Genomic DNA, 21,191 nt, shown 5'->3' with positions numbered 1-21,191 from the left:
ATGGAAAAACCGAAACTCGACAGGCCTATGCCCCTGTGGGCAATCTGGCTGATCTCGCTACTTGCCATCCTCGCGTGGTGTGGCGTGCATGGAGAGACGCAGGACCATTACGCCGTACCGGTGCAGCCGGTTGTTTGTAGTTGATCGACTAGGGGATAACGAATGTACGTCTATATCGAATCCGAGCGCGCCCGTGACAGCGAAGGATTTACCAGCGTGAATTACACCGTAGGTTTCTACGATCCGTCCGGCAAGTGGCGTCCGGAGTCGGATTGTGGTTCGCCAGAAGAAGCGGCCGGCCGTGTTGCCTGGCTGAACGGAAAGCCTGACTGAGCCAGGTGGATCGCAATGATTTACGGCTCTGTCTGTTCGCGTATGCGCTGCAAGTGGGTACGAATTCACCTGGCCGACTCACTTGCGGCGGGTGAGTGATGTGGATCTACGCGAACGCGGCGGAGACCGAGCTGCCGAAGCTGCCGGCTGTGCAGAAGGCACGTAAGCGCCTCCCGTACAAATGGTATCGACGGGCATACCGGACGGCGGAAGTCGCGGGGCGCGAAAGCGCCCGCAAGATGGGTGCGCCGTACATGTTCGATATGGCCGCGGCCGAGCGCAGCATGAGCGCGTTTGTCGGCGAACACGCGCCAGATTCAATGCCGGTGCGTCCCGACGCTTCCGACTACGAAATCTGCATGAAGGCGCGCAGGCTCGCTAATGATGTTGTGCTTCGTGCGCTGGGTCTCAACGTTGCCCAGGCGCTCGTGGTCGCTGCGCGCACCTGTGCGGCATATGGCGTGCCTATGCCAGCGTTTGATGATCCGGCGCAACAGGTGCTGCGCGTGAAGTGTGAACTGTGGTGGCGCCGCCAACTGCGACGGTTGCATATCCGCACGCTGGAACATTCAAATATCCGCCTGCATTACGTTCACTACAAGGCCGAGCCGTATGCGAGCGATGAGGCAGTGCGCCGGCGTATCGCGCAAAACCGGCGCAACGCGGCCACGCTCGAATCGGTCTCGCTCGAAAACGAACTCGGCCACCGTTTCACGCTTGCCGAGCTGGCGGCAAAGAGCATTTCCAACAAAGCACTCAAGCGCGGTGAACTGATGACGCGTCTGCGCGGCTGTGAAGATCTCGCCGTGGCGGCTCATTTCGAGGGCGTGATGTTCACGCTCACCTGCCCAAGCCGCTTTCACGCAATCCGGCAATTGGGTAACGGCTCCCGGTTCATTCCAAACAAGAAATACAACGGCGCATCGGCTCGCGACGGGCAAGTGTATCTGCGCAAGGTGTGGGCACGGATTCGCGCGCAACTCAAACGCGAGGGCGTGACCTATTTCGGGATGCGCGTGGCCGAGCCGCACCACGACGCCACACCGCACTGGCACGGTCTGATTTTCTCGAACAACATCGATCGCGTGTGCGCGGTGATTCGCGCCCATGGTCTGCGCGATTCGGGCAATGAGGCAGGCGCGCAGGAACGGCGCGTGAAGTTTCAGCGGATCGACAGCGCCAAGGGCTCGGCAGTTGGCTATATCGCGAAGTACATCGCGAAGAATATCGACGGCCACGCGGTCGGCGACCACAAGACGCAGGAGGGCTACATCGTCCAGGCGGATATGTGGGGCGAAGACGAAATTACGCCATCGCAGCGTGTCGAAGCGTGGGCCGCGCTTTGGGGTATCCGCCAGTTTCAACAGTTCGGCGGTGCACCTGTCGGCGTGTGGCGCGAGCTGCGGCGTGTGAAGGCCGAAGACTTGCCGCCGGCCGAGGAATCGCCGGAAATCGTGGCGGCGTGGCATGCGGCGCAGAAGACCGAAACCCACAAGGCGGACTGGGCTGAATATGCGCGAGCGATGGGCGGCATCGCGGGCGAAGAACGCCTGATCTACGTTAAACGCACCACACAGCACCGCGAAGGCCGGTACGGCATTGCGCCAGTCAAGGTGCCGCACGGTGTTGCAGCAACGGGCACTGCTTACATCGTAGACGGTATGTGCGCGTACTCGAAGGAAACAGAGATTTTTGTTCCGGCCACTCGCTACGAGTGGCGGAAGGTTCAGCGCAGCGGCGAAGCCGCGAGCACTCGGACTCGTGTCAATAACTGTACGCGCAGCGTTTGGCCAGGGGTGGTCGATCCAGTTGCGCATCTGGATCACAGCAACGAAATCAGCGTCAGCGGGGAAGGGAACGGCGTGAAATGGGGCCAATGGAACCTGTAGAGCGAGGAATTCCCGTGACACAAATGCAAATCGATTGCCCGTGCTGCGGTGGCGAAATTGACGCACGCCATACCGAAGGTCTGTCTACAACGCTGCGCCGCATGTACTTCGTTTGCGAAGACTGCGGCTATCGCACGCCGGCGGGGTTCGAAATCCTGTTTTCGTTGTCGGCGTCGTCCCGGCCGCGAGAAGGCGTGTCGCTCGAAGTGCGGCCGTCGACCATGCTGCGCGGCGCGGTGAACGCGCGGACGACGTTGAATCGGGAGACCCGGCCGTGAGATTCACGATCGCTTGCCCGCACTGTGGCGCTCGCGGAATTGCGCGAGCGATGGAAAAGAAGTCGGCGACAAACTGGGAGATAGACTTTCAGTGCGATGACGTGACGTGCGGTCACACATATCGAACGAAGCTCGAAATGTTCCCGCCCGAACTGCCGATACCTAAACGGCAGAGGCGAAGCAACACCGAATTGCAGTTTGACCTTTAACCAGCTCCGGGGGAGCGAAACGGGATGACTATGCCAATGAGACCACCACCAGCGTTACTCGCACTCGCGGCCACCATAACTGCGGCCTGTCTATCGATACTGGCCGGATGGCAGCGGGGCGGCTTATTTGCGGAGCGTGTGCTCCTGGTCTGCGTGGGCATCGTGCTGGTTGTCGCCGCTCACCTGCTCCCCGCATTGTGCCGTCCGCATGGTTGGCGGATTCGGGCGCTCGGCTTAGCGCTTTGGATCGGCTGCATGACAGCAACCTGCTACGGCCACGCAGTGTTTTTCGTCATGGCCGAGAAACACGCCGGCGACTTCCGCGCGGCGGTCGTCCCGGTAGTCTCCGTTCCCGGTCGCAATCTGGCAGAAATCGCCAATGACCGTGCCAGCATCGTCGCGCGACTGGCCCGCGTGACTGAACGTAAGTGCGGCGACCGATGTGCAGCGGTCCGCATCGAACACACGACCCTTGATGCGAAACTCGTTGCACTCGACGCCGAGTCGGCCGAAGTGATGCGTCGCGAATTGGCGCTTGATCGCGCGGACGCCGAGCGCGCAGCGGCGAAAGCTGATCCGCTTGCCGGGTTGTTGACTGATTTCGGCGTCGCCGCCGATCGCGTCGATCTAGTAGCCGGTATGGCGTTTGCAGTGGTGATTGAAGGTGTCGCCTGCTTCTGTTGGTTGCTTGCTCTACGGCCTGCGGAAGCGCCCGTTAAGACAGTCACGCCGGCACAGGACGCCAGTCACGTACTGCCAGTCACACCAGTAATGCGCGCTAGTACACTCGTTGCGCACAGCGGTAACGGGACATCCGGACGGCAGGATGCCGCCACCTTACCGGCGGGCGAGCAGGCGGATGACCTTACCCGTGTGCTGACCGCGACCTGCAACGGAACGCTACGCGGCACAGTCGCCGAGATTCGGAAACACCTTGGATGCTCGCAGGCGAAGGCCGCAACCATCCGCAAACAGCTAGCGCAACAAATTCAATCCAGTCACTTGCCCACTTGATAATGACCGAAGTTGGCCACTTGCGAAGAGTGCATATGTCGCCGGCATTGCGGCCCATAGAGCCTGCGCGACCTCAACGGCGGCTTCCAAGGCGCATCGGCCGTTCGTCCTAGCGCATTGGGATAAGCGTGTTCGGCCATTGCCGTCATTCGAGTATTCCCGTTGGTCGGGTCGTTGTACGTCGGTTTGACGACGTTCGCAGGTTATCGATCGCGAATGACTGCTGTCGCGGAAGGCAAATCTACCTTTGACTCTAATCTGCCTGCTGCGGTGAGGTGCAGAAACGCGTTGCTTTGGCGGGGCGCGAAGCCCGTCCTACCTAGGTCGGCGCCGGCGCGTAGCTGTTACAATCCCGGGAATTGTCGCTAATGTTCTAGCGGCGAGTACGCACTATTAACAGCCGTCGCCGGTAGCTCCACGGTCGCTGAGCCTGCCGGATCAAGGAAAATTATGCTGAACATCATCTGGGGCTCCAACAAAGAAAAGCCGGAAGCCGGAAAGGCTTTGGCTGATCTATTGTCGGTCGTCGAGGAAATAGACGGGTACCTTTACATCGGTTATCCGATTATCGGTTCCCCGCTCGGCCCCGTGAAGTTCGATGCGCTGCTTCTCTCCAAGAAGTATGGCCTTATCGCGTTTGATCTCGTCGAAGGGGTTGATCTCGGGGACTACAAGGCGCGGCTGGATGAAATTGCGTCTATGCTCGAAGTGAAGTTAAAGCCTTACCCGACACTTAAACAAGGCCGCAACCTTCTTTTTGATATCCAGACGTTCGCGTTCGCACCGGCAAAAAGAACGATACCCGCAAACGAAGATCCATATATCTGCACAAACCGTGACAACCTGGTGAAGGAAGTCTTGGAAGGGAAGCCAATTGACGGTGTGGACCTATTCTCCCACCTGTTAGCGGCGATTCAAGTTGTTACGACAATTCGCGCAGGCAAACAAAAGCGCGAACCGAAGAAGCCGAATTCCCGAGGTGCGCGTCTTAAGAAAGTCGAGGATTCGATTGCGAATCTCGATCAACATCAATCCAGAGCAGTCATTGAAACCGTCGAAGGTATTCAACGAATTCGCGGCCTAGCGGGCTCGGGAAAGACCATCATCCTCGCGTTGAAGGTCGCATATCTGCATTCGCAGAATCCTGACTGGCGAATTGCGGTCACTTTTAATACGCGCTCTCTGAAGGAGCAGTTCAAGCGACTTATCAACAGTTTTACAATCGAGCAAACCAGCATGGAGCCCGATTGGGATTGCATCGACATCATTAATGCTTGGGGCGGCCCCGGCGATCGCGAACAAGATGGCATATATCACAAGTATTGCCGCGAGCATAATATTCCATTCTTGGACTTTGGAACGGCCAAGGCCAAATTTGCCTCATCCGACCGCGCTTTTGCGGGAGCATGCGCCGATGCGCTGAAGCATCAGGAAGAGCAAAGGCCTTTGTACGATCTGATTCTCGTCGACGAAGCTCAAGATTTCCCGCCCGAATTTTTGCGATTGTGCTACCGGTTTCTAAGAGACCCAAAGCGACTCGTATACGCTTATGACGAACTCCAATCGCTGACTGGAAACGCTGTTCTTCCACCCGAGGATTTGTTTGGTAAAGATCAGACGGGCAAGCCTGTCGTCACTTTTGACTCGTCTGAAACGGCGGTGCCTCGTCAAGACATTATCTTGGAAAAATGCTACCGAAATCCTCGTCCCGTGCTTGCAACAGCCCATGCGCTTGGCTTCGGCATCTACAGAGATCAGGGACTCGTTCAATTTTTCGATCATGACTCGCTCTGGACAGACGTTGGCTACTCTATCGTCGATGGACCGATCACCCCTGGCCGTCCTGTAACACTCGCACGAAGCGCGCAGACGTCTCCGCTGTTTCTTGAAGATCATTCGGCACCGGATGACTTGATCCAGTTCCTAAGTTTCGAGAGTCCTCTGGCACAGAGTGCTTGGCTCGCAGAAAGCGTCCAACACGATATAAGAGACGAGGAGCTTCGCCCGGAAGATATCGTAGTTATCAATCCTGACCCTATAAAAACTACTGAGGCGGTGGGACACGTTCGAGCTTTGCTTTTCGAAGCCGGGATTAACTCGGAAATTGCGGGCGTTAGCACCTCGCGTGACATTTTTACAAAGACGGGGGCGGTCACATTCACGGGTATTTTTCGAGCGAAGGGTAACGAAGCGGGGATGGTGTATATTATCAACGCCCACGATTGTTATTCGGCGTTCACCAAATCGATGGTCGCATTAGTCAGAAATCGCTTGTTCACGGCGATTACGCGCTCGAAGGCATGGGTACGTGTTCTTGGCGTTGGCCCCCGAATGGACGCCCTCACTCAAGAGTGGGAGCGCCTCAAAGAACAAGATTACAAACTAACCTTTACCTATCCGACCGATGAACAAAAGAAGGAGCTCCGCCTCATAAACGTTGATTCAACTCCGAGACAAATTGCGCGTGAGCGCAAGTTAAAGCGTCAACATGAGGAGCTATTGCAGGCGGCCCGTTCCGGCGACATCGATGTCGATAAACTGATCGAGGATCTAAAAAAAGCAAGGGCGCCCGGAAAATAAAAATGAAAATTGCCGATGTTAGCGCACAACTAGACATCGTGATGACTCGCGCAATCGAAGCGGGTATCTCCGTTGCTCAATTTCGCCCGGTGCAATCACGGTCGCAGGCTTTTCAATCGATTGGCGACCTGAAAGCGACCTCTATCGCATTGCGGGATGTGCCGTATGCTGATATGTATGCCGAGCTTGACAAGAACAATCAGTATCACATCAAGCTTCCGGATGGCGGCCTGCTGATTTTTCAATATTCCTTCAGCACGGACGCTGACGCTTTGCTTGCGAAACACCGTCTAGCATTTTTCCCCTGTCCGAAATTACCAACGGTAGAGGAAGCGCCTGAACTCTACAAGAAAGACGAGGTGTATGGCGATATAGTATTAAGGAAAATAGTACGGTTTCCAGTACGATTTGACTACGATCCTATCAACTACAAACCGCGACACCATCCGCACTCGCATCTCACCTTCGGCCATTTTGAAAACTGTAGAATTCCGGTGGACCGGCCTGTGTCACCACATTCTTTTTTACTGTTCATACTCCGAAATTTTTATTTTCTTTTGTATAAGAAAAAAATGAATATTCTTGAAAAAAAGATGCCCCGCGGTAGCTTTGAGCAGTGCATTACAGATCTCGAACGGAATATCTCGTACTTCACTATCTAGCGGCGCCATTTGTTTCAAAGCTAGTCGTCACGGAGCTGTCGCGTGAGTGGCCCTGCGACGCAACCGGCGAGTGACTGAAACTGGTCGAACTTGCGACGGGCAACCGAACAGTGAATCGCGTGCAAGACTGGCTGCGCGCATCACAACGCATCATCCCGCCGTCCCTGAAATTCCCCGGGACCATGCGCAGACTGGTGCTGCGGCGCGCGGTCGCATGCTGCATCAAAACCATCCACCCAAGAGGACGGCAGGCGGGGAGGGGGACTGCGATCCTGAAGCCGCTAGGACCGAACAGCGGCCAAATTGGTCCCGCACCCCGCTGCCGGCTCGCGACCAGTCCACGTGGGCCGGGAAACCGTGTCGGGAGCCGCCACGTATTCCGGATACGGCCTGAGCGGCCTTAGGCCATCGGCTCGCCACACCCCCCCCCCAGAACGTCCCTTCCGTTTTTGGCGGCAGACATAGTGCGCACTGTCATTAGTGACCTGCATAACTCAGTTCTTCTGAGTGTCCGCTATCGAGAAATACAAGTACAAGTGCCCGCGCCATGCAACCCGACGTTTTGCGCCCAGTTAGGCATCGTCTGCTTCAATGTTGGCGGCGGCCGCTCACGAGCGCGGCAGACGTAATCGCGTATTCGCTCGCAGGCGGAAGGACGCGAAGCGGCTGCAACCAAGCCGATCGCATACCACGTTGGCAAACAGCCCGCTTCGCGGTATTGTTCATACGAAAACCCATGTGCAAGCGATGTCAACCGCGCGAACCCGGAATGTTTATTGAAACTCGAATCACCAACCTCTTGAACAGCACTCATGGGAGACGTCATGCCGGTTTCCACTGATGAGGTCATCAATGAAATTAAGGTGCGCATGCGTGGAGCAGAAAAGGAGTGGCCGTCTGCGGCACGTACGCTGACGGGTCAGGTCGGCCACTACTTGAGTGACCGTCAAGGCATGACGACTGAATTGGGGCAACTCGAGGCTGAAATGCACCACTTGGCCAATCAGCGTCTGAATGGCGCTAAATTGGATGTCCAAGCGGCCCAGTCGGATTTCCATTCACGCGCAAGCGGCGAAAAAATCGCTACTCACCTTCAGGGTCTTCTGACTACTGTACTCAGTCAAGTCGAGTTTGCGAATAACTTTGTACTTGGCGTCAGGGCCCCCAACAAACCAGTGCGGGCCGTGACGCTGACTGGATTGGTGCCGGCAGATGAGTTCCGACAAATAATCGAAAAGCGACAGCCATTCAAAGACCCGACCGTCTCATATGGACATGGCGAGTTTAGCCATCGTATTCAATGGTACTGCGTGATGAAGCAGACGGGTTTTGGAAAAGGGACGTCCTGGACAGATTTTTATTCGTGGGTCGGAACGCAGAAACACGATGAGCCGAAGACTGCCGACGGGCCGCCCGCCTGGGATAGTCTTGGCCTGTGGGACGCGCTCGTTGATCGAGCCGGTGCTAACGATCAGAGTACTGCCACGCCCTATAAAACTGCGAGTCTGGATGATTTTCGCAGTCCAGAGAATCTGCACGCGTCCATTACGAAGAACTTCACTGCAAGCCTCCCTCTTCTATCAGCTTTTCTCGATGCTCGGGAGAAGAAGCGGGAAGCTTCTAGGATACGAAATGATGCGATGCTCCTGAAGAACTATGTAACCAAAAAGGTGTATAGGGGAAAATCTAAGTTTTCAGACCTGAGCACTGACGAACAGGAAACTATCGACAATATAATTCGAAACAGGATTCTATAGCCGCGCCCCGTAGGTGTGCGGACGCGGAATACCACGGCGTCTTAGTCGACAAAATTTCGGTCTGATTTCAAGACCGTAACTGCGCCGTAGGCAGAAAATTACCGCGCCGCCGAATATCGCCAATGGGCGTTACAGACTGGAACCGCCATTCGCAACGACTCAACGGACGTCTAAACAGGCTCGGAGACAGCCCCTCGCGGTCGGCAGGATGCGGCTCAAGCTGCGGCGGACGCCCTCTTGATACTGTAAGGATTGAACCGGACGACCTCGTCGCCGAACCACTCATTGAGCTGCGTGAAGCGGCGCTGTAACGGTTCGATTTCGTTCGCACCGAATACCTCGGCCGCCGTGTCTGCGGCCCCGAACCCGCCCGTGTTGCTCGGCACCACGCCGATTAGCTGCGGCGGTACGCGATGAGCGGCGAGCAAGTCATCGCGCGTCACGTTCTTGATGTTGAAAAATTCGTCTCTCGCCGTGACCTCGGAGACCGGGATTAGCTGAATTCCTTCCTTTTTTCCGTTCGGCGCGTACATGAACAGGTTGCGGAAATTTCCTGGACCTTTGCTGTTTTTCAACGCCTCGCGCAACGCGTCTACGTCTTCCTGCTTCTGCGCGGCATCCGTCATGTACAGGATAAATCCGGCGTGCGATCCGTTCTCATAGTAGCGACGACGAAATAGGGTCGCCGATTCGTTCAGCCATGCTGCATGCAGCGCGCCGAGATATTCGGGCAGGCCATACACTTCCTGGTTGATATCCGGTTCCATCAAGTTAAAGATCACGCCGGGTTCAAACTCGTGCATTTCCTGTATGCCGTTGACCTGAAAGAAACGCTGCAAATCGGTCGCACGGCGCATGTACTTTGCCGGCGCGCGCTTGAGCGCGAGCGTGCCGCCTAGCCGGTTCTTCTGCCTCTCTACAGGGCCATTGCCAAACACCAGGAAATCAAGCGCCCACTTGTCAAATTCTTCGCGAGTGAGCAACTTGTGGGGGATGAACGTAGAAGACAGCACATTCCGCTTGAAATAAATCGCGGAGCTGTGATGCACGCCGGCGCGGAATGACTTCGCCAGGCCGGCGAACGACACCGGCGGCTCGAACCATTCGCCGGCCGACCAGCTCTCTACGTAATCCAGGATCTCGGCCCGATCCATTACGGGCATCGGGTCGCCAAACGTGAAAGCCTCGGCTCGCGCTGGCGGTGGTGCGGCCGACGCGGGTGTTGCAGCGTGCGTATGGTTGTGTGTGCGCTTGCTCAATTTGAGAACTCCATAAAGCCTGTGTTGTTGGCGGTCATGCCCTCTAGCGGTTCGTTGCCGAGCGCGTGCAGGCAAGCCCATGCAAGGTCCGCGTGTCCGGTTTCCTCGCTGCGGCTCGCCTCATAGGTGACTTGTTTTCCGCTCGCGGTCATGGTTTTGCGGATAGCCATGAACGATTGCGCGAGATCGGTCCACCCAGCGTCAAACTCGAGTCGGCCCTTACCGATCACCGACAAGCCTTTGAGTACGAGCCGGCCCTTAACCTCCGGTGAGTAGTTGAGCGCCACCGCGTTCGGGTAGAACTGGCGAACGAGCTGGTACACGCCCTGGCCGATGCCGGTCGTATCGATCGCCATGTATTCGACGTTGAAATCTTGCGTGATGCGTTTGATCGCATCGGCCTGGGCTTCGAAGTCCATCCCGCGCCATTGCTCCTTGTGCAAAACGCGAAACTTGCCACCCGGCACCGCCGGCGGCGCCACCACGATCAAGCCGGCCGAGTCGCCGGACAGGGCAGGGTCATAGCCGACCCATACAGGCCGGTAAGCGAAAGGGCGGGGCGCTAGTGGCTTGAAGTCTTCCCACAGCTCCCACGAATCCACCATGCAGCGTTGCAAGTCGGCAAGCGGGAAAATCGATGCTGTGTCATCAATGAAGTGACACATCAACAGGTTGAGATATTCCTCGGGGCTGTATTCAAGCCGCAGTTCGTCGAGGTCGAAAAGATTGCACCCGCCGACCACGGCGTCTTCGACCGTCACGAGCTGGCGCCATTGCCGATCCTCGCAAAGCCGCCCGCGTGCAAGCGCCTTGTGCGTTACGTCCAGATGCAGATGATCGGCCTTGGCGCGGCCACGGTTGAAGTGGTCGCCAGTCCAGAAGGAATACGCCTCATGTTGCATGCTCGATGGCGTGGAGAAATAGGTTTTTCTCCACTTGCTATGCATCGCCATGCCCGATGCGACCTTGTTCAGCTTGCGAAAGCCACCGACCCAGAAATACTCATCGAAATAGAAATTGCCGTGATAGCTCTGCGCGGTGCGGGCATTCGTGCCGAGAAAGTAAAGCATTGCCTCGTTCGGCAACAGGATCGGCTCACCGGACAGGTCAACGTCTGCGGCCTCGCGCGCAAACTGGCACATGTACTGCCGGAACACATGCGCCTGTGCCTTGCTGGCCGATAGAAAAATCTGATTCCGGCCTGTCTCGATGGCGTCAACCAACGCCTCGCGGGCGAAATACCACGTTGCGCCGATCTGCCGCGATTTCAGGATATTGCGCGTGCGCTGATCGCGCTGGCGATACCAGACCTTCTGATAATCGAACAGCGAATCCCGGAAAGCCTCGACGATCCTATCTCGTTGCTCGTCGCTGAATTCGTTGCGTGCTGCCTTGGCCTTGCGCGGCGCCGTGTTGCGCGCCTCGATCGCGGGGTTTAGATCGCTTTCCCTGCCTGTCTCGTCGTACTTGTGGACACGCGCCATGCGCTCAACCTGCCGCATGAGCAAATCGACCTCTTTGAAGTCGCGGCCGTCTTTTTCCGGCTTGGCGATCAACACCGCAAGCCGCGTCTCTAGCGACGACTCGATACGCTCGATCGGCGTCGCCTTGTCCCATTCATTACGCTGTTTCCAAGCCTCGACGGTCGCGCGCTTGATCTCCAGATGACGCGCGATCGACGTGACACGCCAACCCTGCCAGTAGAGCGCGCGGGCGATACGGCGTGGGTCTGCATTTGATTCCAGTACGGGGGCGATTTCAGCGGCTTCTAGCATGGCCCCAAGTTTCTCGCGACGCGCACGCGCGAGCATCCCCAGGCGTCTGTACCCATATCGGGAACATATGCCAACCGTTGAGTCCCGGCGGGCGCGAAAGCAAGATATGGACTCACGCCTAACCAACCTTTTCGCCCCTGTTGGAGACCTAACAAATGCAATCTCGCAAGCTGTCGCTAATGTCGTTCGCCGTTGCGGTGATCGCCTTCGCCTTCACGCTAGACGTACACGCGGCGACCCTCGCCGTGAGTAGCGTTCTCGATCATTCCGACGTCATCGGCGGCCACCTCGGCGCCGGCGCGCTCGCTATCGGCTCTGTTGCGGCGGCCGGTGCCAGCGAGTCGGCGAAGCATGCGGCAAGCAAGTTTTTCCGCATTGCTGTTGAAGGTGCGACGACTGACGGGCGCAGCATTTCGCGCGAATGGCTCGCGCAGATGGCGAAGAACTACAACCCTGCGTTGTATGGCGCACGCGTCAATCTCGAACATATTCGCGGCACGGTGCCCGATGGCCCGTTCAAGGCATATGGTGACGTGATCGCGCTCGAAACCCGCGATGAAGCTGGCCCGCTCGCCGGCAAGCTCGGCCTGTATGCGCAAATCGTCCCGACGCCTGACCTCGTCGCCATGACGAAGGCCAAACAAAAGATTTACACGTCATGCGAAATCGATCTGTCTTTCGCTGACACGAAACAGGCCTATCTGATCGGGCTGGCCGTGACCGATAGCCCCGCGAGCCTCGGCACCGAGATACTTTCATTCGCAGCTCAAAACCCCGAAGCGCATCCCTACGCGACCCGCAAGGTATCGCCGACGAACCTTTTTACGGCGGCGGCTGACGCGGTCAACGGCCTCGCGATACCGAAGCGCGGTGACGATATCAAGGTCGCAATTGGATGGGTCGGTAAGCCGCTGACTGACAAGGGGACGTTCACCGTCGACGAGGTCGAACACAGCGGCGCGCCCGATATCATCACGATCCGCGCGCGCTCGGCGTCGATGACGAACGAGATGCACGAGCGGCGGGAAATGAGCTGGCACGGTCAAACCCTCGGCTCGATCGTGCGCGCGATCGCCGGCCGCCACTCGCTGAAAGCAGCGATCGCCGATGCACTCGCGCAGGTCGCGATCGCGCACATCGACCAGACGCATGAAAGCGACATGTCGTTTCTGACGCGCCTCGCCCGCCGATACGATGCCGTGATGAACGTAAAGGATCTCAACTTGCTGTTTATGCCGGTCGGAGCCGGCAAGACCGCGAGCGGAAAGACGCTCGACGCGCTCGACCTGACGCGCGCAAGCGGTGACCAGCATCGCTACCACGTCGCGCAGCGCGAAAGCTATACAGCCGTGCGAGCGCACTACCATTCCGCCGGCGCAGCCAGACGCAAGTCGGTAGTGGTCGGTGGCGAAAACAATAAAAACGTCAAGGTATTGCCAGAGGACTATGCGAGCGAAGCCGAAGCGCGCGCAGCAGCAGAAGCCGAGCTGGCCCGCACGCAGCGTAGCCAGGCGACCATGAGCTATCACCTCGCGATCGGTGTGCCTGAAGCGTTCCCCGAAATGCCGGTCAACGTTTCCGGCTTCAAACCGGAAATCAACGACACGCCCTGGCTTGTGAAAAAGGCGAGGCACACGATCGCCGATAGCGGCCTGACGACTGATCTCGAAATGGAAGTGCGCGACGATCCGACTACCGGCCGGCACCGCTCGCATTTCAGGAAGGGGGGGCGGTAGGGCGATGAACCGCTGGAGTGGCGTGGTTGCTACAATTGACACCTGCAGGCGGAGAGGGAATTAGTGAGTCCCCGGTTGATCCTGTGCGCATGGTGGGGGACAAATGATAATTCCTTACAATCTCGACGACGAAGCCCGTAACGAGCTGCTGACCTACCTTGTCGTCTCGCAACTGGTCGGCCGCGCCAGGTCGGGCGAATGGCTAAAGCTCGAACATCTGATTGAATCTGAGAGCTTGTGGCTAAAGGCAAACGGTGGCAACTGTAACGTGGTCGAGCGACTTCGATTGCATAAAGAGTCGCTCCTGGTTGCGTCCAATATGCTGGTCTTCCCGGTCATGAAGGACCCGGCGTACCTCAGCAACCTGTTTACCGATGGTTGGCGGCTGGACTATCGGAACCCGGTCGTGCGAGGTATTTTCGACGTATGCGCGAGTCACTTGCTTGGGCCGTTGGATGTTCGGCGAGATAGCGGGCATCGCCAGTGACCCAAACCTACGTCTGGCAACAGTCGGCCACTTGCCGCCGCTTGGACTGGAATGCTCACTGCCCGGTACTGGGCAGGTATCAGCCACTCACCTGGCAGACTAAACACAGCAATATTTCGCTGCGAATAGCAGGTGAAGTCCACGCAGAGCATGCACGTGCGTATAGCTTGTTGTTCCTCTTGCTCGGGCGCCGCTGCGGAGACAGCGACCACAGCTCAATCGTCTCTCGACGCGTCAAATCCCAAATACGTTTGCCCATCGGGCAATGCTTCGGGCGCTGCAGCCTGCGCATCGACCGAAGCGAGCGTGTCCCTTGTGCTGCAGCGATTCGAGATCAGGGTCCACGATACGATCGACACATTGCCGTCGAGGCCTTCAACCTTGTCGATTGCAAGCGCGATTGCTCGCGTCATCGTCTCGCGGCCCGGTGAGACGACCACGAAGCCTTCATTCGCGAGTGCGGCCGCGCGGACGCCAAGGACGCTACTCAGTATCTGCTTTGCTTCGACGTCTCGTATGTCCGTTGCGCGAAGAGCCTCGATGTCGGCCGTGAGCGTGCGGTCCACGTAACGCCCCGACGCTTCCAGCACCGGATAACGATTGTCCCACGCCTCCGGAGGACATCCTTTCCCAGCCGGACGAAGCGCGATGAACGGATTGATCTCCGCAGGATAAATGCGACAGACGCGCGGCCGGCGATCGTACGCCCCGCACCGCAAATCGGATTTCAGGTGAGGGCACGGGCCGTCGAACGCAGCCACGACCGTCACGATCACGCGTAACGGTAACGTACCGCTCAGCGCTGGAAACGAACGCTGAAACTTGTATGCGGCAAGCAGATTGTCAACAGCTGGCTCCGCCGGCCACGGAATGGCTTCGCACAGGAGCTGCGTTTCTCCACCGTCGCTCAGCCAGTCGATAGCTTCTGAAAGGTTCAGCGGTATACGAAGACCGCGGCAACAGTGGCCGCACATCGTGCACGAAAAATGTAAGGGCATCAGTTGTCCGACGAACGGATTCACGAAACGGGGTGGATCCCGATGGGCATCGGTGCGCCGCAGCGCTACGGTACATCCGAAGGCGACTGTGGCTTGAAGCACACGTGATAGGCACGGTTGATTGCCGGAATCGACTCGCGATCAGAGCGAGATGTCCCGTCGGCTCGACTCGCCTTGGGCCGCGCTCGAAACCGGCTCCCACTCCTGCCAGGTGGCAAGGCGCTCGGCATATACTGCGCGCGCGAGTGGAAGCCCCTCGGTGCCCAAAAACAGACGCAACGGCGGCTGGGGCGCATCGACGATCTTCAGGACGGCCTCTGCGGTCGACTGCGGGTCGCCGAAATCGATCTGTCCACTCGAAGCAAAGACCAGCGCCCTGAGATCCGCATATGCGTCGATGCCGGCTGCGAGCTTTAGCGACACCTGGCTCGAAAAATCGGTCGCATATGCGCCAGGCTCGAGTAGGGTCACGTTGATCCCGAAGCCCTTGACTTCTGTGACGAGGCTCTCGTGCAGTGCTTCGAGAGCCCATTTCGACGCGTGATAAAAACCGACGATCGGCCCGGCCACAATGCCGGCGACGCTCGATACGCCGATGATGTGACCGCGGCGCTGCTGACGCAGAAACGGTAACGCGGCCTGGATGACACGGTACGCGCCGAAGAAATTGGTTTCGAACTCGGCGCGCACGTCGACCTCGCTCGCTTCCTCGATCGCGCCGACGAGCGCATAGCCTGCGTTGTTGACGACGACATCGAGCTTGCCGAAGTGCGCATGAGCCTGCGCGACGACGTGACTTACCTGGGCGGAATCGGTCACATCGAGCGCGAGCGGGAGTACGGCGTCGCCATAGCGTTCCGCCAGCGCGTCGAGGCTGACCACCTGCCGCGCCGTCGCGGCGACCTTATCGCCGCGCGCGAGCGCGGCCTCGGCCCAAATGCGACCGAAGCCGCGGGATGCGCCGGTAATGAACCATACTTTGCCTGTCATGGAATGCCTTTCGAAGTGGATTGCGGTTTCAGCGATTGCAGGGAGATTTGTACCGCTTCATCGCATCTTCGACATTGGCGAAATCCGTCAGGCTTGTTGCACACCGCGCCAAGCGGAAAAGCGGGTGTACTTTGCGCGGCGACGGGGCCTGCTATCCCATACGTATCAGGTCGGTTCGGCGGCAGGACGCGTTGAGTTCATTTCACGCCACCGATTGGGCGTGACGCCTTCCCAGTCCCGGAAGGCGCGATAGAACGAACTCGGGTCCTGATAGCCCAACAGACAGGCGACCTCGTCGTTGCCTGCCGCAGGGTCCGACAGCAGTCGCCGCCAGAGCTCTTGCCTCGCTTCGGCGAGCAGGTCCCGGAACGTTGCACCTTCATCGGTGATACGCCTTTGCAGCGTTCGTTCGCTCATGCCGAGGTCGCGCGCGACGTCCGGCAGTTCCGGCCGGCCGCTTGCCAGACATCGCTTGAGCACGACCTTTACCTGCACGCGAATCGAACTGCGCGCGTCGAACTCCCCCAGCGCGGCGGCGAGTGCAGGCGTCAGCATCTCCAGGAGTTCTGGATTGTGGCTGGCAAACGGCCTGTCCAAGTCTGCTGACTTCAGCACCAGCGCATTGCGCGATGCCCCGTAGCGGATCGTGCAGCCGAAATACTCGCGGTAAACGTCGTGCTTCGGGCCTGCCCGGATGAACTCCACCCGGCGCGGCGTCAGGTGCTGACCAGTGCTCCGCCTAGCGAGTTCGAGGAGCGTCGCGAACGCAACATCCGTCGTAATCGCCGGCTCGGGTTCGGTAGAGTACAACCACTCGGAAGTGACTATGCATTCGGCACCGTCTTCGGCGATGTGCAGCTTCTCTGGCGTACAGAGCCGCTTGAAACGGGCGATCCGCTGCAGGCCGTCACGGTAATCGCGGGCGTGGAATGCGGCGAGTAAGGATGGTGGATGGGTCGCCGTGTCGGCTTGTGTCACCAGTTTGATGCCCAGCCCCGGCTCCGGCGTGAGTTGCTCGATCGCTTTCCACAGCGCAAAGTATTGCTCCGTGCTGACGAGCGCCTGGGCGTTCAGATGAAGCGTGGCTGGAAGCCTGGCCTGCCGCAGAACCGCGGCAGGCGGCAGGCCGGCGTGCGCGATTGCATGCCAGAACGCTTGCGGTACTTTGCACCTGTCCGAAATGACGCCGCTCATCGTTCGATCCCGTGTGGAACACATCACTCCGCTTATGCGCCGACTTTATGCGGATGCACGCCCATCCTAGCCCATCTGGCTCGTGATCAGCCGATCGAACATCCGGTCTCCCAGCCAGCCTCGCAGCAAGATCATCGGCTTCGCATACTTGCCCGCGACATAGCGCGTACGCGGCTTTCGTGCGCGCACCGCCTGCGACACGACCTGCGCGATCACGTCCGGGTCAGTGCCGCGTCCGTTGCCATAGGCTTCCTGTGTGGACTTCGCGACAGCCTGTGTCAGTTGCGCGTAGGCACCGCTGCCGGATCGCGCGAGCAGACCTCTGGCAACCACATCGCCGAATCCCGTCTCGATCAAGCCGGGCTCCACGATCACGACACGTATACCGAACGGCGCGAGTTCGAGCCGCAAACAATCCGACCACCCTTCGAGGGCGTGCTTCGTCGCGTGATACCAGGCACCGAGCAGCGTATAGATCTTGCCGCCCATTGACGTGATGTTGACGATCGTACCGGCCCCCTTCCTGCGCATCGCCGGCAGGAGCAGTTGCGTCAGCCGGGCGGTGCCGAACACGTTGACTTCGAACTGGTATCGAGCCTCGTCGATGCTGATGTCTTCGACTGACCCGTACAGACCGAATCCGGCGTTGTTGACGAGTACGTCGACGCCGCCCACTTCCGCGAGAATCGTATCGACAGCCGACATGATTTCAGGTTCGCTGGAAATATCCATCCGCAGCGGCCTCGCGCCCAACTGCGCCAAGTCGCTCATCTTTTCCACATGGCGTGCGGCGACGTACACTTGGTAGCCGTCGCGTATCAATTGCGTCGCGATTTCCTTGCCCATTCCCGACGAGGCACCGGTCACAAGCGCCGTCTTTTTACGTCTATCAAACATCGTTGTCTCTCTGCAGGGTTTGACTGTCGTGAACGTTACCGGCTACGCGACGCCTACGCACTATCGAAAGGCGCCATTGCGGTTGCGATTCACGCCAATTCTGTGGCGCGTAGTAAGGCGCAGACCATGGCAGCATCATCACTGACTCACGCGGTGAAATACACGGGTCTGACCAAGAGCTGGGATTCCGATGTATCCCCTGAGGCGCATCTTGTCGTCTTCGAGCACCACCTCGCAACGGTAGGTCCGACCCGACGAGGCGTCATAGAGCGAGCCACCGATCCATTTACCGTCTTCCCAGCGAAGGCCGCGAAGGAACACGATGTTCTTCAGTGAACGCGAGCGCAGCGCCGGATCGGGATTCTTCGCATCCTTCCTGAACGTGACATTGTCGGACTCGACGACCTGATTGCCGTACAGCAGATGCGCTTGAAATTCCGGTCCGTCTTTGACCATGGCGAGCTTGATCGTGCCGTCGTCTGCTTCCCACGTTCCGACGATCGCGTCGGCGGCAACATATTGGGCATAGGCCGGCAACACGGGAAACAGGGCGGGGATAGCGAACATCATGGAGATGACCATGCGTCGTGAGATCAGATGAGACTTCATGCTGCTTGTCCTTGTGATCGTAGGGGTCTGGTAGGCCCGTGCCGAGCGGCCAATCGAAATATTTGCAGGCATTGCCCGATCCGCCCCGTGATCGGGCGAGTGGCGCTTGCGTGCGTATCTGCGTGCGGTTTCCGCGTGGCTCAGGCCGAACCAATCCTAAAGAGTCGGCCGGAATCCGGCAGTGACCGATCGCGTCATCAGGCTTGCGGTAGGTGCCATTTTTGGGGGCGGTGGCGGATCATGCCTCAGCTACACGCAGGCATACCGCACCTCGGCACGAGGTGATTTCGTCCTCGCACCGCCTGATTCGGTGTGCTTCGATACTGGGCGATACATGCGCTCCGCCGATCACGGAAACGATGAGGGAACGCCCGATATTGGTTTGACTGCAGACGTTCGTGACCGGGCGCCAACGGTCCGAGTTGGGTCGACCTGAGACCGTCGCGGAAGTTGACGCGGCACTATCTGGTAAAAAAAGCCGACCGGAAATCGGTCGGCGAAAGGTTCTGGCTATTCCGAGGGCCGTGCCAGAACCTGAGAGGCTTGCATTATGCCTCGTAACCTGTCACGGCAAATGTATTCCAGGTAACGAAGGTCTACGCTGTGCCCGCGTGGCGTAGCGCGACGGAGACGGCCGCCGCGGCTTGGAAGCGCACGCAGGGAAGGGGAGACGGACAAGAAAAAAAGCCCGCGGAAGCGGGCCTTCATCACATCATTCCGTGTGACCTGGCATAGTCGCGCAGGGCGTCGTTCATGCGTGTCTGCCAACCTTCACCAGTTGCACGGAAAGCGTCGAGCACATCGCGATCGTAGCGAACGCTAGTCGCGACCTTGGTGATGTCAGCCGGCGGGCGGCCTCGACGCTTCAACAGTTCAGCCGCGAAACTTTCACCGACCCGCTTTGGAAGAGTTTCATGTGCTGGGCGCATCCGTCGAATCTCTTCGGTGCTCAGTTCTCGCGTGTCGGCATCTGCCGCGATGCCACGATTGATTACTGCATCTTCCTCATCGGTCGGCATCACGATGCTGCGTTTGCTCGACATAGTCGCTTACCTCACGTTTGTTTGCCTTGCGAAGGCTGATCGCACGCAGCGTTTCGCCGCGCACTGTATAGACCAGGCAATAGACACGGTCGCCGATCAAGCCATACGCGATAAAGCGTTGCTCGCCGTAGGCGTACCGGTCGTCAAGCGCGTCGATCGCGCTACTCCATTCGAAGCTCTCGGCAAGAGCCAGTGACACTCCGTGCTTGCTGCGATTGACCTGGTCTTTTGCCGGGTCGAATTCGATCCCTTGCAATTTATTGTACATACGATAAATATTTGTTGCAAGGTTACGCGACGCGCAGCGAGGTTTCTTGTCTGCGCGCCGCCGGCTGTGTTGATTCAGGTTCAGTTGCGGATCTATCGCCCACGTCACGGCGCCTGTTCCTCGTGTACGTATGCGGGCGGGTCGATGCCCGCAAACATCCGGCCAGAGCGCCACATGCGCGGCAGCTCGACCGCCAGCAGGCGCCAGTGCGCGAGCACGGTCGAAAACGTGCCGTTGCGCTTTGCACGTCGGATTTTTTCGACAACGCTCCATCCGCGGACGTACAGCGCGAAGCTGCGTCGGCTCGACAGAAAATGCGGTGCGTGAACGCCGACCCACGCGAGCAATTCGGAAGGCGGAACGTCAGGGGCGGCCGGATCGGGTTCGATATTGGCAACGACAGGGGTTTCTTCCTCCCGCGTGGCGCCGCTGGATTTGTTGAGCGCCGCGGAATTCTCCAGCGCGAGCAGGCGAAGCAGTTCGATGCGGTGCCACGGTATAGGCGAGCGGCCGGCCACGTAGTTGCGGACCGAGCGCGAGCAACAGCGCAATGTCCGGGCGACGGCGGCGATTGAAAGGCCCTCGGTCAGGGCGAGAAACTCATGAAGGCAGCCGTGACGTGGTTCTGCGGACACCTGGAATCCTGCTGAAAATCAGAAGCGGCGCGAAATATAACAGAGTGCTTACAATTTCGCACAATCTTCAGACAAATGTAATTTTCAGTGTCGGAGTCAGCCAAGCTATTTGACATAATATAAATTATCAACATTTCGGATGTGAGTCCCAAGTTCAGATGTCGTGTTTCCGCTAAATAGAGATATCGACGGAACAGAAATGTGGGTGGTAATTCCGGCTGTCTGCACAGAAACCCGGGGGGAAATGTCAGAAAAGCCCGTTTTCGGCTTTTCCCGCACGGATTTCTGTCCATCAATGATCCCGCCGACATTTCCCGAGGCATTTCTGTACATCGCCGCTCGGCGCATCGACTGAACAGAGATAGTGCTTCGGAGCAAAAATGTGAGTGCGAGCTCGTTTTCCGTCAATTTTCACAGGGACGTTATGGACCGGACAGAAAGTGCTTCGCAGCAAAATTATGAATGCGGGGTGTTGATTTGCGCGGAATCCTGACCCACCCTACGCAGTAATTTGCATCGAATATTGACCCACGTAGAACACTGACCTGCTCGGCAACGGGCGGGGGAACGGAGTGATC

The 21,191-nt window shown here is 58.3% G+C and carries 19 protein-coding genes and 2 pseudogenes; 11 read left to right on the top strand and 10 right to left on the bottom strand.

Features of this window, described 5'->3' with window-relative positions; all coding sequences use genetic code 11:
* Positions 1 to 162 precede the first annotated feature (162 nt).
* From FFS45_RS41890 to FFS45_RS27110, 8 genes are all read left to right on the top strand, one after another.
* A complete protein-coding gene (locus FFS45_RS41890; protein ID WP_171029773.1) occupies positions 163 to 333 on the top strand; it encodes a hypothetical protein in 171 nt (56 codons plus the stop codon).
* A 98-nt stretch (positions 334 to 431) separates the two neighbouring features.
* Positions 432 to 2,222: a replication endonuclease gene (locus FFS45_RS27140; RefSeq protein WP_137957768.1), complete on the top strand. Its 1,791-nt coding sequence runs from the start codon at positions 432 to 434 to the stop codon at positions 2,220 to 2,222.
* A 23-nt stretch (positions 2,223 to 2,245) separates the two neighbouring features.
* Positions 2,246 to 2,500, top strand: coding sequence for an ogr/Delta-like zinc finger family protein (locus tag FFS45_RS27135; RefSeq protein ID WP_137957767.1), 255 nt, complete (start codon positions 2,246 to 2,248; stop codon positions 2,498 to 2,500).
* Entirely contained in the window at positions 2,497 to 2,709 is a 213-nt protein-coding gene (locus tag FFS45_RS27130; RefSeq protein ID WP_137957720.1) for an ogr/Delta-like zinc finger family protein, read from the top strand. The genes FFS45_RS27135 and FFS45_RS27130 overlap by 4 nt, the downstream gene beginning before the upstream one ends.
* Before the next feature lie 255 nt (positions 2,710 to 2,964).
* Complete coding sequence (locus tag FFS45_RS27125) at positions 2,965 to 3,723, top strand: hypothetical protein (protein ID WP_249362946.1); 759 nt, start codon at positions 2,965 to 2,967, stop codon at positions 3,721 to 3,723.
* Positions 3,724 to 4,173: 450 nt separating this feature from the next.
* Positions 4,174 to 6,303 (top strand): ATP-binding domain-containing protein, encoded by a 2,130-nt coding sequence (locus tag FFS45_RS27120; protein WP_137957719.1) that lies wholly within the window; start codon positions 4,174 to 4,176, stop codon positions 6,301 to 6,303.
* A 2-nt stretch (positions 6,304 to 6,305) separates the two neighbouring features.
* Positions 6,306 to 6,965: a DUF2290 domain-containing protein gene (locus tag FFS45_RS27115; RefSeq protein WP_137957718.1), complete on the top strand. Its 660-nt coding sequence runs from the start codon at positions 6,306 to 6,308 to the stop codon at positions 6,963 to 6,965.
* Positions 6,966 to 7,789: 824 nt separating this feature from the next.
* Positions 7,790 to 8,722 (top strand): LirA/MavJ family T4SS effector, encoded by a 933-nt coding sequence (locus FFS45_RS27110; protein ID WP_137957717.1) that lies wholly within the window; start codon positions 7,790 to 7,792, stop codon positions 8,720 to 8,722.
* Between the two features lie 215 nt (positions 8,723 to 8,937).
* On the opposite strand, the gene FFS45_RS27105 is transcribed toward FFS45_RS27110, so the two are convergent.
* Both FFS45_RS27105 and FFS45_RS27100 read right to left on the bottom strand, forming a co-directional pair.
* On the bottom strand, positions 8,938 to 9,981 hold the full coding sequence (locus FFS45_RS27105; RefSeq protein WP_249362945.1) for a phage portal protein: 1,044 nt from the start codon (positions 9,979 to 9,981) through the stop codon (positions 8,938 to 8,940).
* Positions 9,978 to 11,756 carry a terminase ATPase subunit family protein gene (locus FFS45_RS27100; RefSeq protein ID WP_137957715.1) on the bottom strand — a complete coding sequence of 593 codons (1,779 nt, stop codon included), beginning with the start codon at positions 11,754 to 11,756 and terminating at the stop codon, positions 9,978 to 9,980. The genes FFS45_RS27105 and FFS45_RS27100 overlap by 4 nt, the downstream gene beginning before the upstream one ends.
* A gap of 155 nt (positions 11,757 to 11,911) precedes the next feature.
* Here FFS45_RS27100 and FFS45_RS42470 point away from each other — a divergent pair.
* The 3 genes and pseudogenes from FFS45_RS42470 to FFS45_RS27090 all read left to right on the top strand — a co-directional run.
* Positions 11,912 to 12,589, top strand: a pseudogene (locus FFS45_RS42470) (GPO family capsid scaffolding protein); the annotation flags it as partial.
* A 3-nt stretch (positions 12,590 to 12,592) separates the two neighbouring features.
* Positions 12,593 to 13,492 (top strand): annotated as a pseudogene (locus FFS45_RS27095) (contractile injection system protein, VgrG/Pvc8 family); the annotation flags it as partial.
* A gap of 103 nt (positions 13,493 to 13,595) precedes the next feature.
* The gene (locus FFS45_RS27090; RefSeq protein WP_137957713.1) at positions 13,596 to 13,979 is read left to right on the top strand and encodes a hypothetical protein; all 384 of its coding nucleotides are present in this window, start codon (positions 13,596 to 13,598) and stop codon (positions 13,977 to 13,979) included.
* Between the two features lie 215 nt (positions 13,980 to 14,194).
* On the opposite strand, the gene FFS45_RS27085 is transcribed toward FFS45_RS27090, so the two are convergent.
* From FFS45_RS27085 to FFS45_RS27050, 8 genes are all read right to left on the bottom strand, one after another.
* A complete protein-coding gene (locus FFS45_RS27085) occupies positions 14,195 to 14,953 on the bottom strand; it encodes a YkgJ family cysteine cluster protein (RefSeq protein WP_249362951.1) in 759 nt (252 codons plus the stop codon).
* Positions 14,954 to 15,118: 165 nt separating this feature from the next.
* Entirely contained in the window at positions 15,119 to 15,967 is an 849-nt protein-coding gene (locus FFS45_RS27080; protein WP_137957711.1) for an SDR family oxidoreductase, read from the bottom strand.
* Between the two features lie 165 nt (positions 15,968 to 16,132).
* Positions 16,133 to 17,161: an AraC family transcriptional regulator gene (locus FFS45_RS27075; protein WP_137957710.1), complete on the bottom strand. Its 1,029-nt coding sequence runs from the start codon at positions 17,159 to 17,161 to the stop codon at positions 16,133 to 16,135.
* A gap of 66 nt (positions 17,162 to 17,227) precedes the next feature.
* On the bottom strand, positions 17,228 to 18,058 hold the full coding sequence (locus FFS45_RS27070; protein WP_137957709.1) for an oxidoreductase: 831 nt from the start codon (positions 18,056 to 18,058) through the stop codon (positions 17,228 to 17,230).
* Between the two features lie 138 nt (positions 18,059 to 18,196).
* Positions 18,197 to 18,667 (bottom strand): DUF2147 domain-containing protein, encoded by a 471-nt coding sequence (locus FFS45_RS27065; RefSeq protein WP_137957708.1) that lies wholly within the window; start codon positions 18,665 to 18,667, stop codon positions 18,197 to 18,199.
* Between the two features lie 707 nt (positions 18,668 to 19,374).
* Positions 19,375 to 19,710, bottom strand: a complete 336-nt coding sequence (locus tag FFS45_RS27060; protein WP_137957707.1) for a BrnA antitoxin family protein — start codon at positions 19,708 to 19,710, stop codon at positions 19,375 to 19,377.
* Positions 19,673 to 20,086, bottom strand: a complete 414-nt coding sequence (locus FFS45_RS27055; RefSeq protein ID WP_349292330.1) for a BrnT family toxin — start codon at positions 20,084 to 20,086, stop codon at positions 19,673 to 19,675. The genes FFS45_RS27060 and FFS45_RS27055 overlap by 38 nt, the downstream gene beginning before the upstream one ends.
* The gene (locus FFS45_RS27050) at positions 20,083 to 20,613 is read right to left on the bottom strand and encodes an IS21 family transposase (protein WP_137957706.1); all 531 of its coding nucleotides are present in this window, start codon (positions 20,611 to 20,613) and stop codon (positions 20,083 to 20,085) included. The genes FFS45_RS27055 and FFS45_RS27050 overlap by 4 nt, the downstream gene beginning before the upstream one ends.
* Positions 20,614 to 21,191: the final 578 nt, after the last annotated feature.

Source organism: Burkholderia sp. 4M9327F10 (assembly GCF_005503145.1).
GTDB lineage: Bacteria > Pseudomonadota > Gammaproteobacteria > Burkholderiales > Burkholderiaceae > Paraburkholderia.
This window is presented reverse-complemented; position numbering and strand designations above follow the sequence as displayed.

Excerpts from the sequence above, each read along its gene's own strand:
- FFS45_RS41890 (WP_171029773.1), top strand. The coding sequence starts at position 163 with ATGTACGTCTATATCGAATCCGAGCGCGCCCGTGACAGCGAAGGATTT.
- FFS45_RS27140 (WP_137957768.1), top strand. The coding sequence starts at position 432 with ATGTGGATCTACGCGAACGCGGCGGAGACCGAGCTGCCGAAGCTGCCG.
- FFS45_RS27135 (WP_137957767.1), top strand. The coding sequence starts at position 2,246 with ATGCAAATCGATTGCCCGTGCTGCGGTGGCGAAATTGACGCACGCCAT.
- FFS45_RS27125 (WP_249362946.1), top strand. The coding sequence starts at position 2,965 with ATGACAGCAACCTGCTACGGCCACGCAGTGTTTTTCGTCATGGCCGAG.
- FFS45_RS27120 (WP_137957719.1), top strand. The coding sequence starts at position 4,174 with ATGCTGAACATCATCTGGGGCTCCAACAAAGAAAAGCCGGAAGCCGGA.
- FFS45_RS27115 (WP_137957718.1), top strand. The coding sequence starts at position 6,306 with ATGAAAATTGCCGATGTTAGCGCACAACTAGACATCGTGATGACTCGC.
- FFS45_RS27110 (WP_137957717.1), top strand. The coding sequence starts at position 7,790 with ATGCCGGTTTCCACTGATGAGGTCATCAATGAAATTAAGGTGCGCATG.
- FFS45_RS27100 (WP_137957715.1), bottom strand. The coding sequence starts at position 11,756 with ATGCTAGAAGCCGCTGAAATCGCCCCCGTACTGGAATCAAATGCAGAC.
- FFS45_RS27090 (WP_137957713.1), top strand. The coding sequence starts at position 13,596 with ATGATAATTCCTTACAATCTCGACGACGAAGCCCGTAACGAGCTGCTG.
- FFS45_RS27085 (WP_249362951.1), bottom strand. The coding sequence starts at position 14,953 with ATGTGCGGCCACTGTTGCCGCGGTCTTCGTATACCGCTGAACCTTTCA.
- FFS45_RS27080 (WP_137957711.1), bottom strand. The coding sequence starts at position 15,967 with ATGACAGGCAAAGTATGGTTCATTACCGGCGCATCCCGCGGCTTCGGT.
- FFS45_RS27075 (WP_137957710.1), bottom strand. The coding sequence starts at position 17,161 with ATGAGCGGCGTCATTTCGGACAGGTGCAAAGTACCGCAAGCGTTCTGG.
- FFS45_RS27070 (WP_137957709.1), bottom strand. The coding sequence starts at position 18,058 with ATGTTTGATAGACGTAAAAAGACGGCGCTTGTGACCGGTGCCTCGTCG.
- FFS45_RS27065 (WP_137957708.1), bottom strand. The coding sequence starts at position 18,667 with ATGAAGTCTCATCTGATCTCACGACGCATGGTCATCTCCATGATGTTC.
- FFS45_RS27060 (WP_137957707.1), bottom strand. The coding sequence starts at position 19,710 with ATGTCGAGCAAACGCAGCATCGTGATGCCGACCGATGAGGAAGATGCA.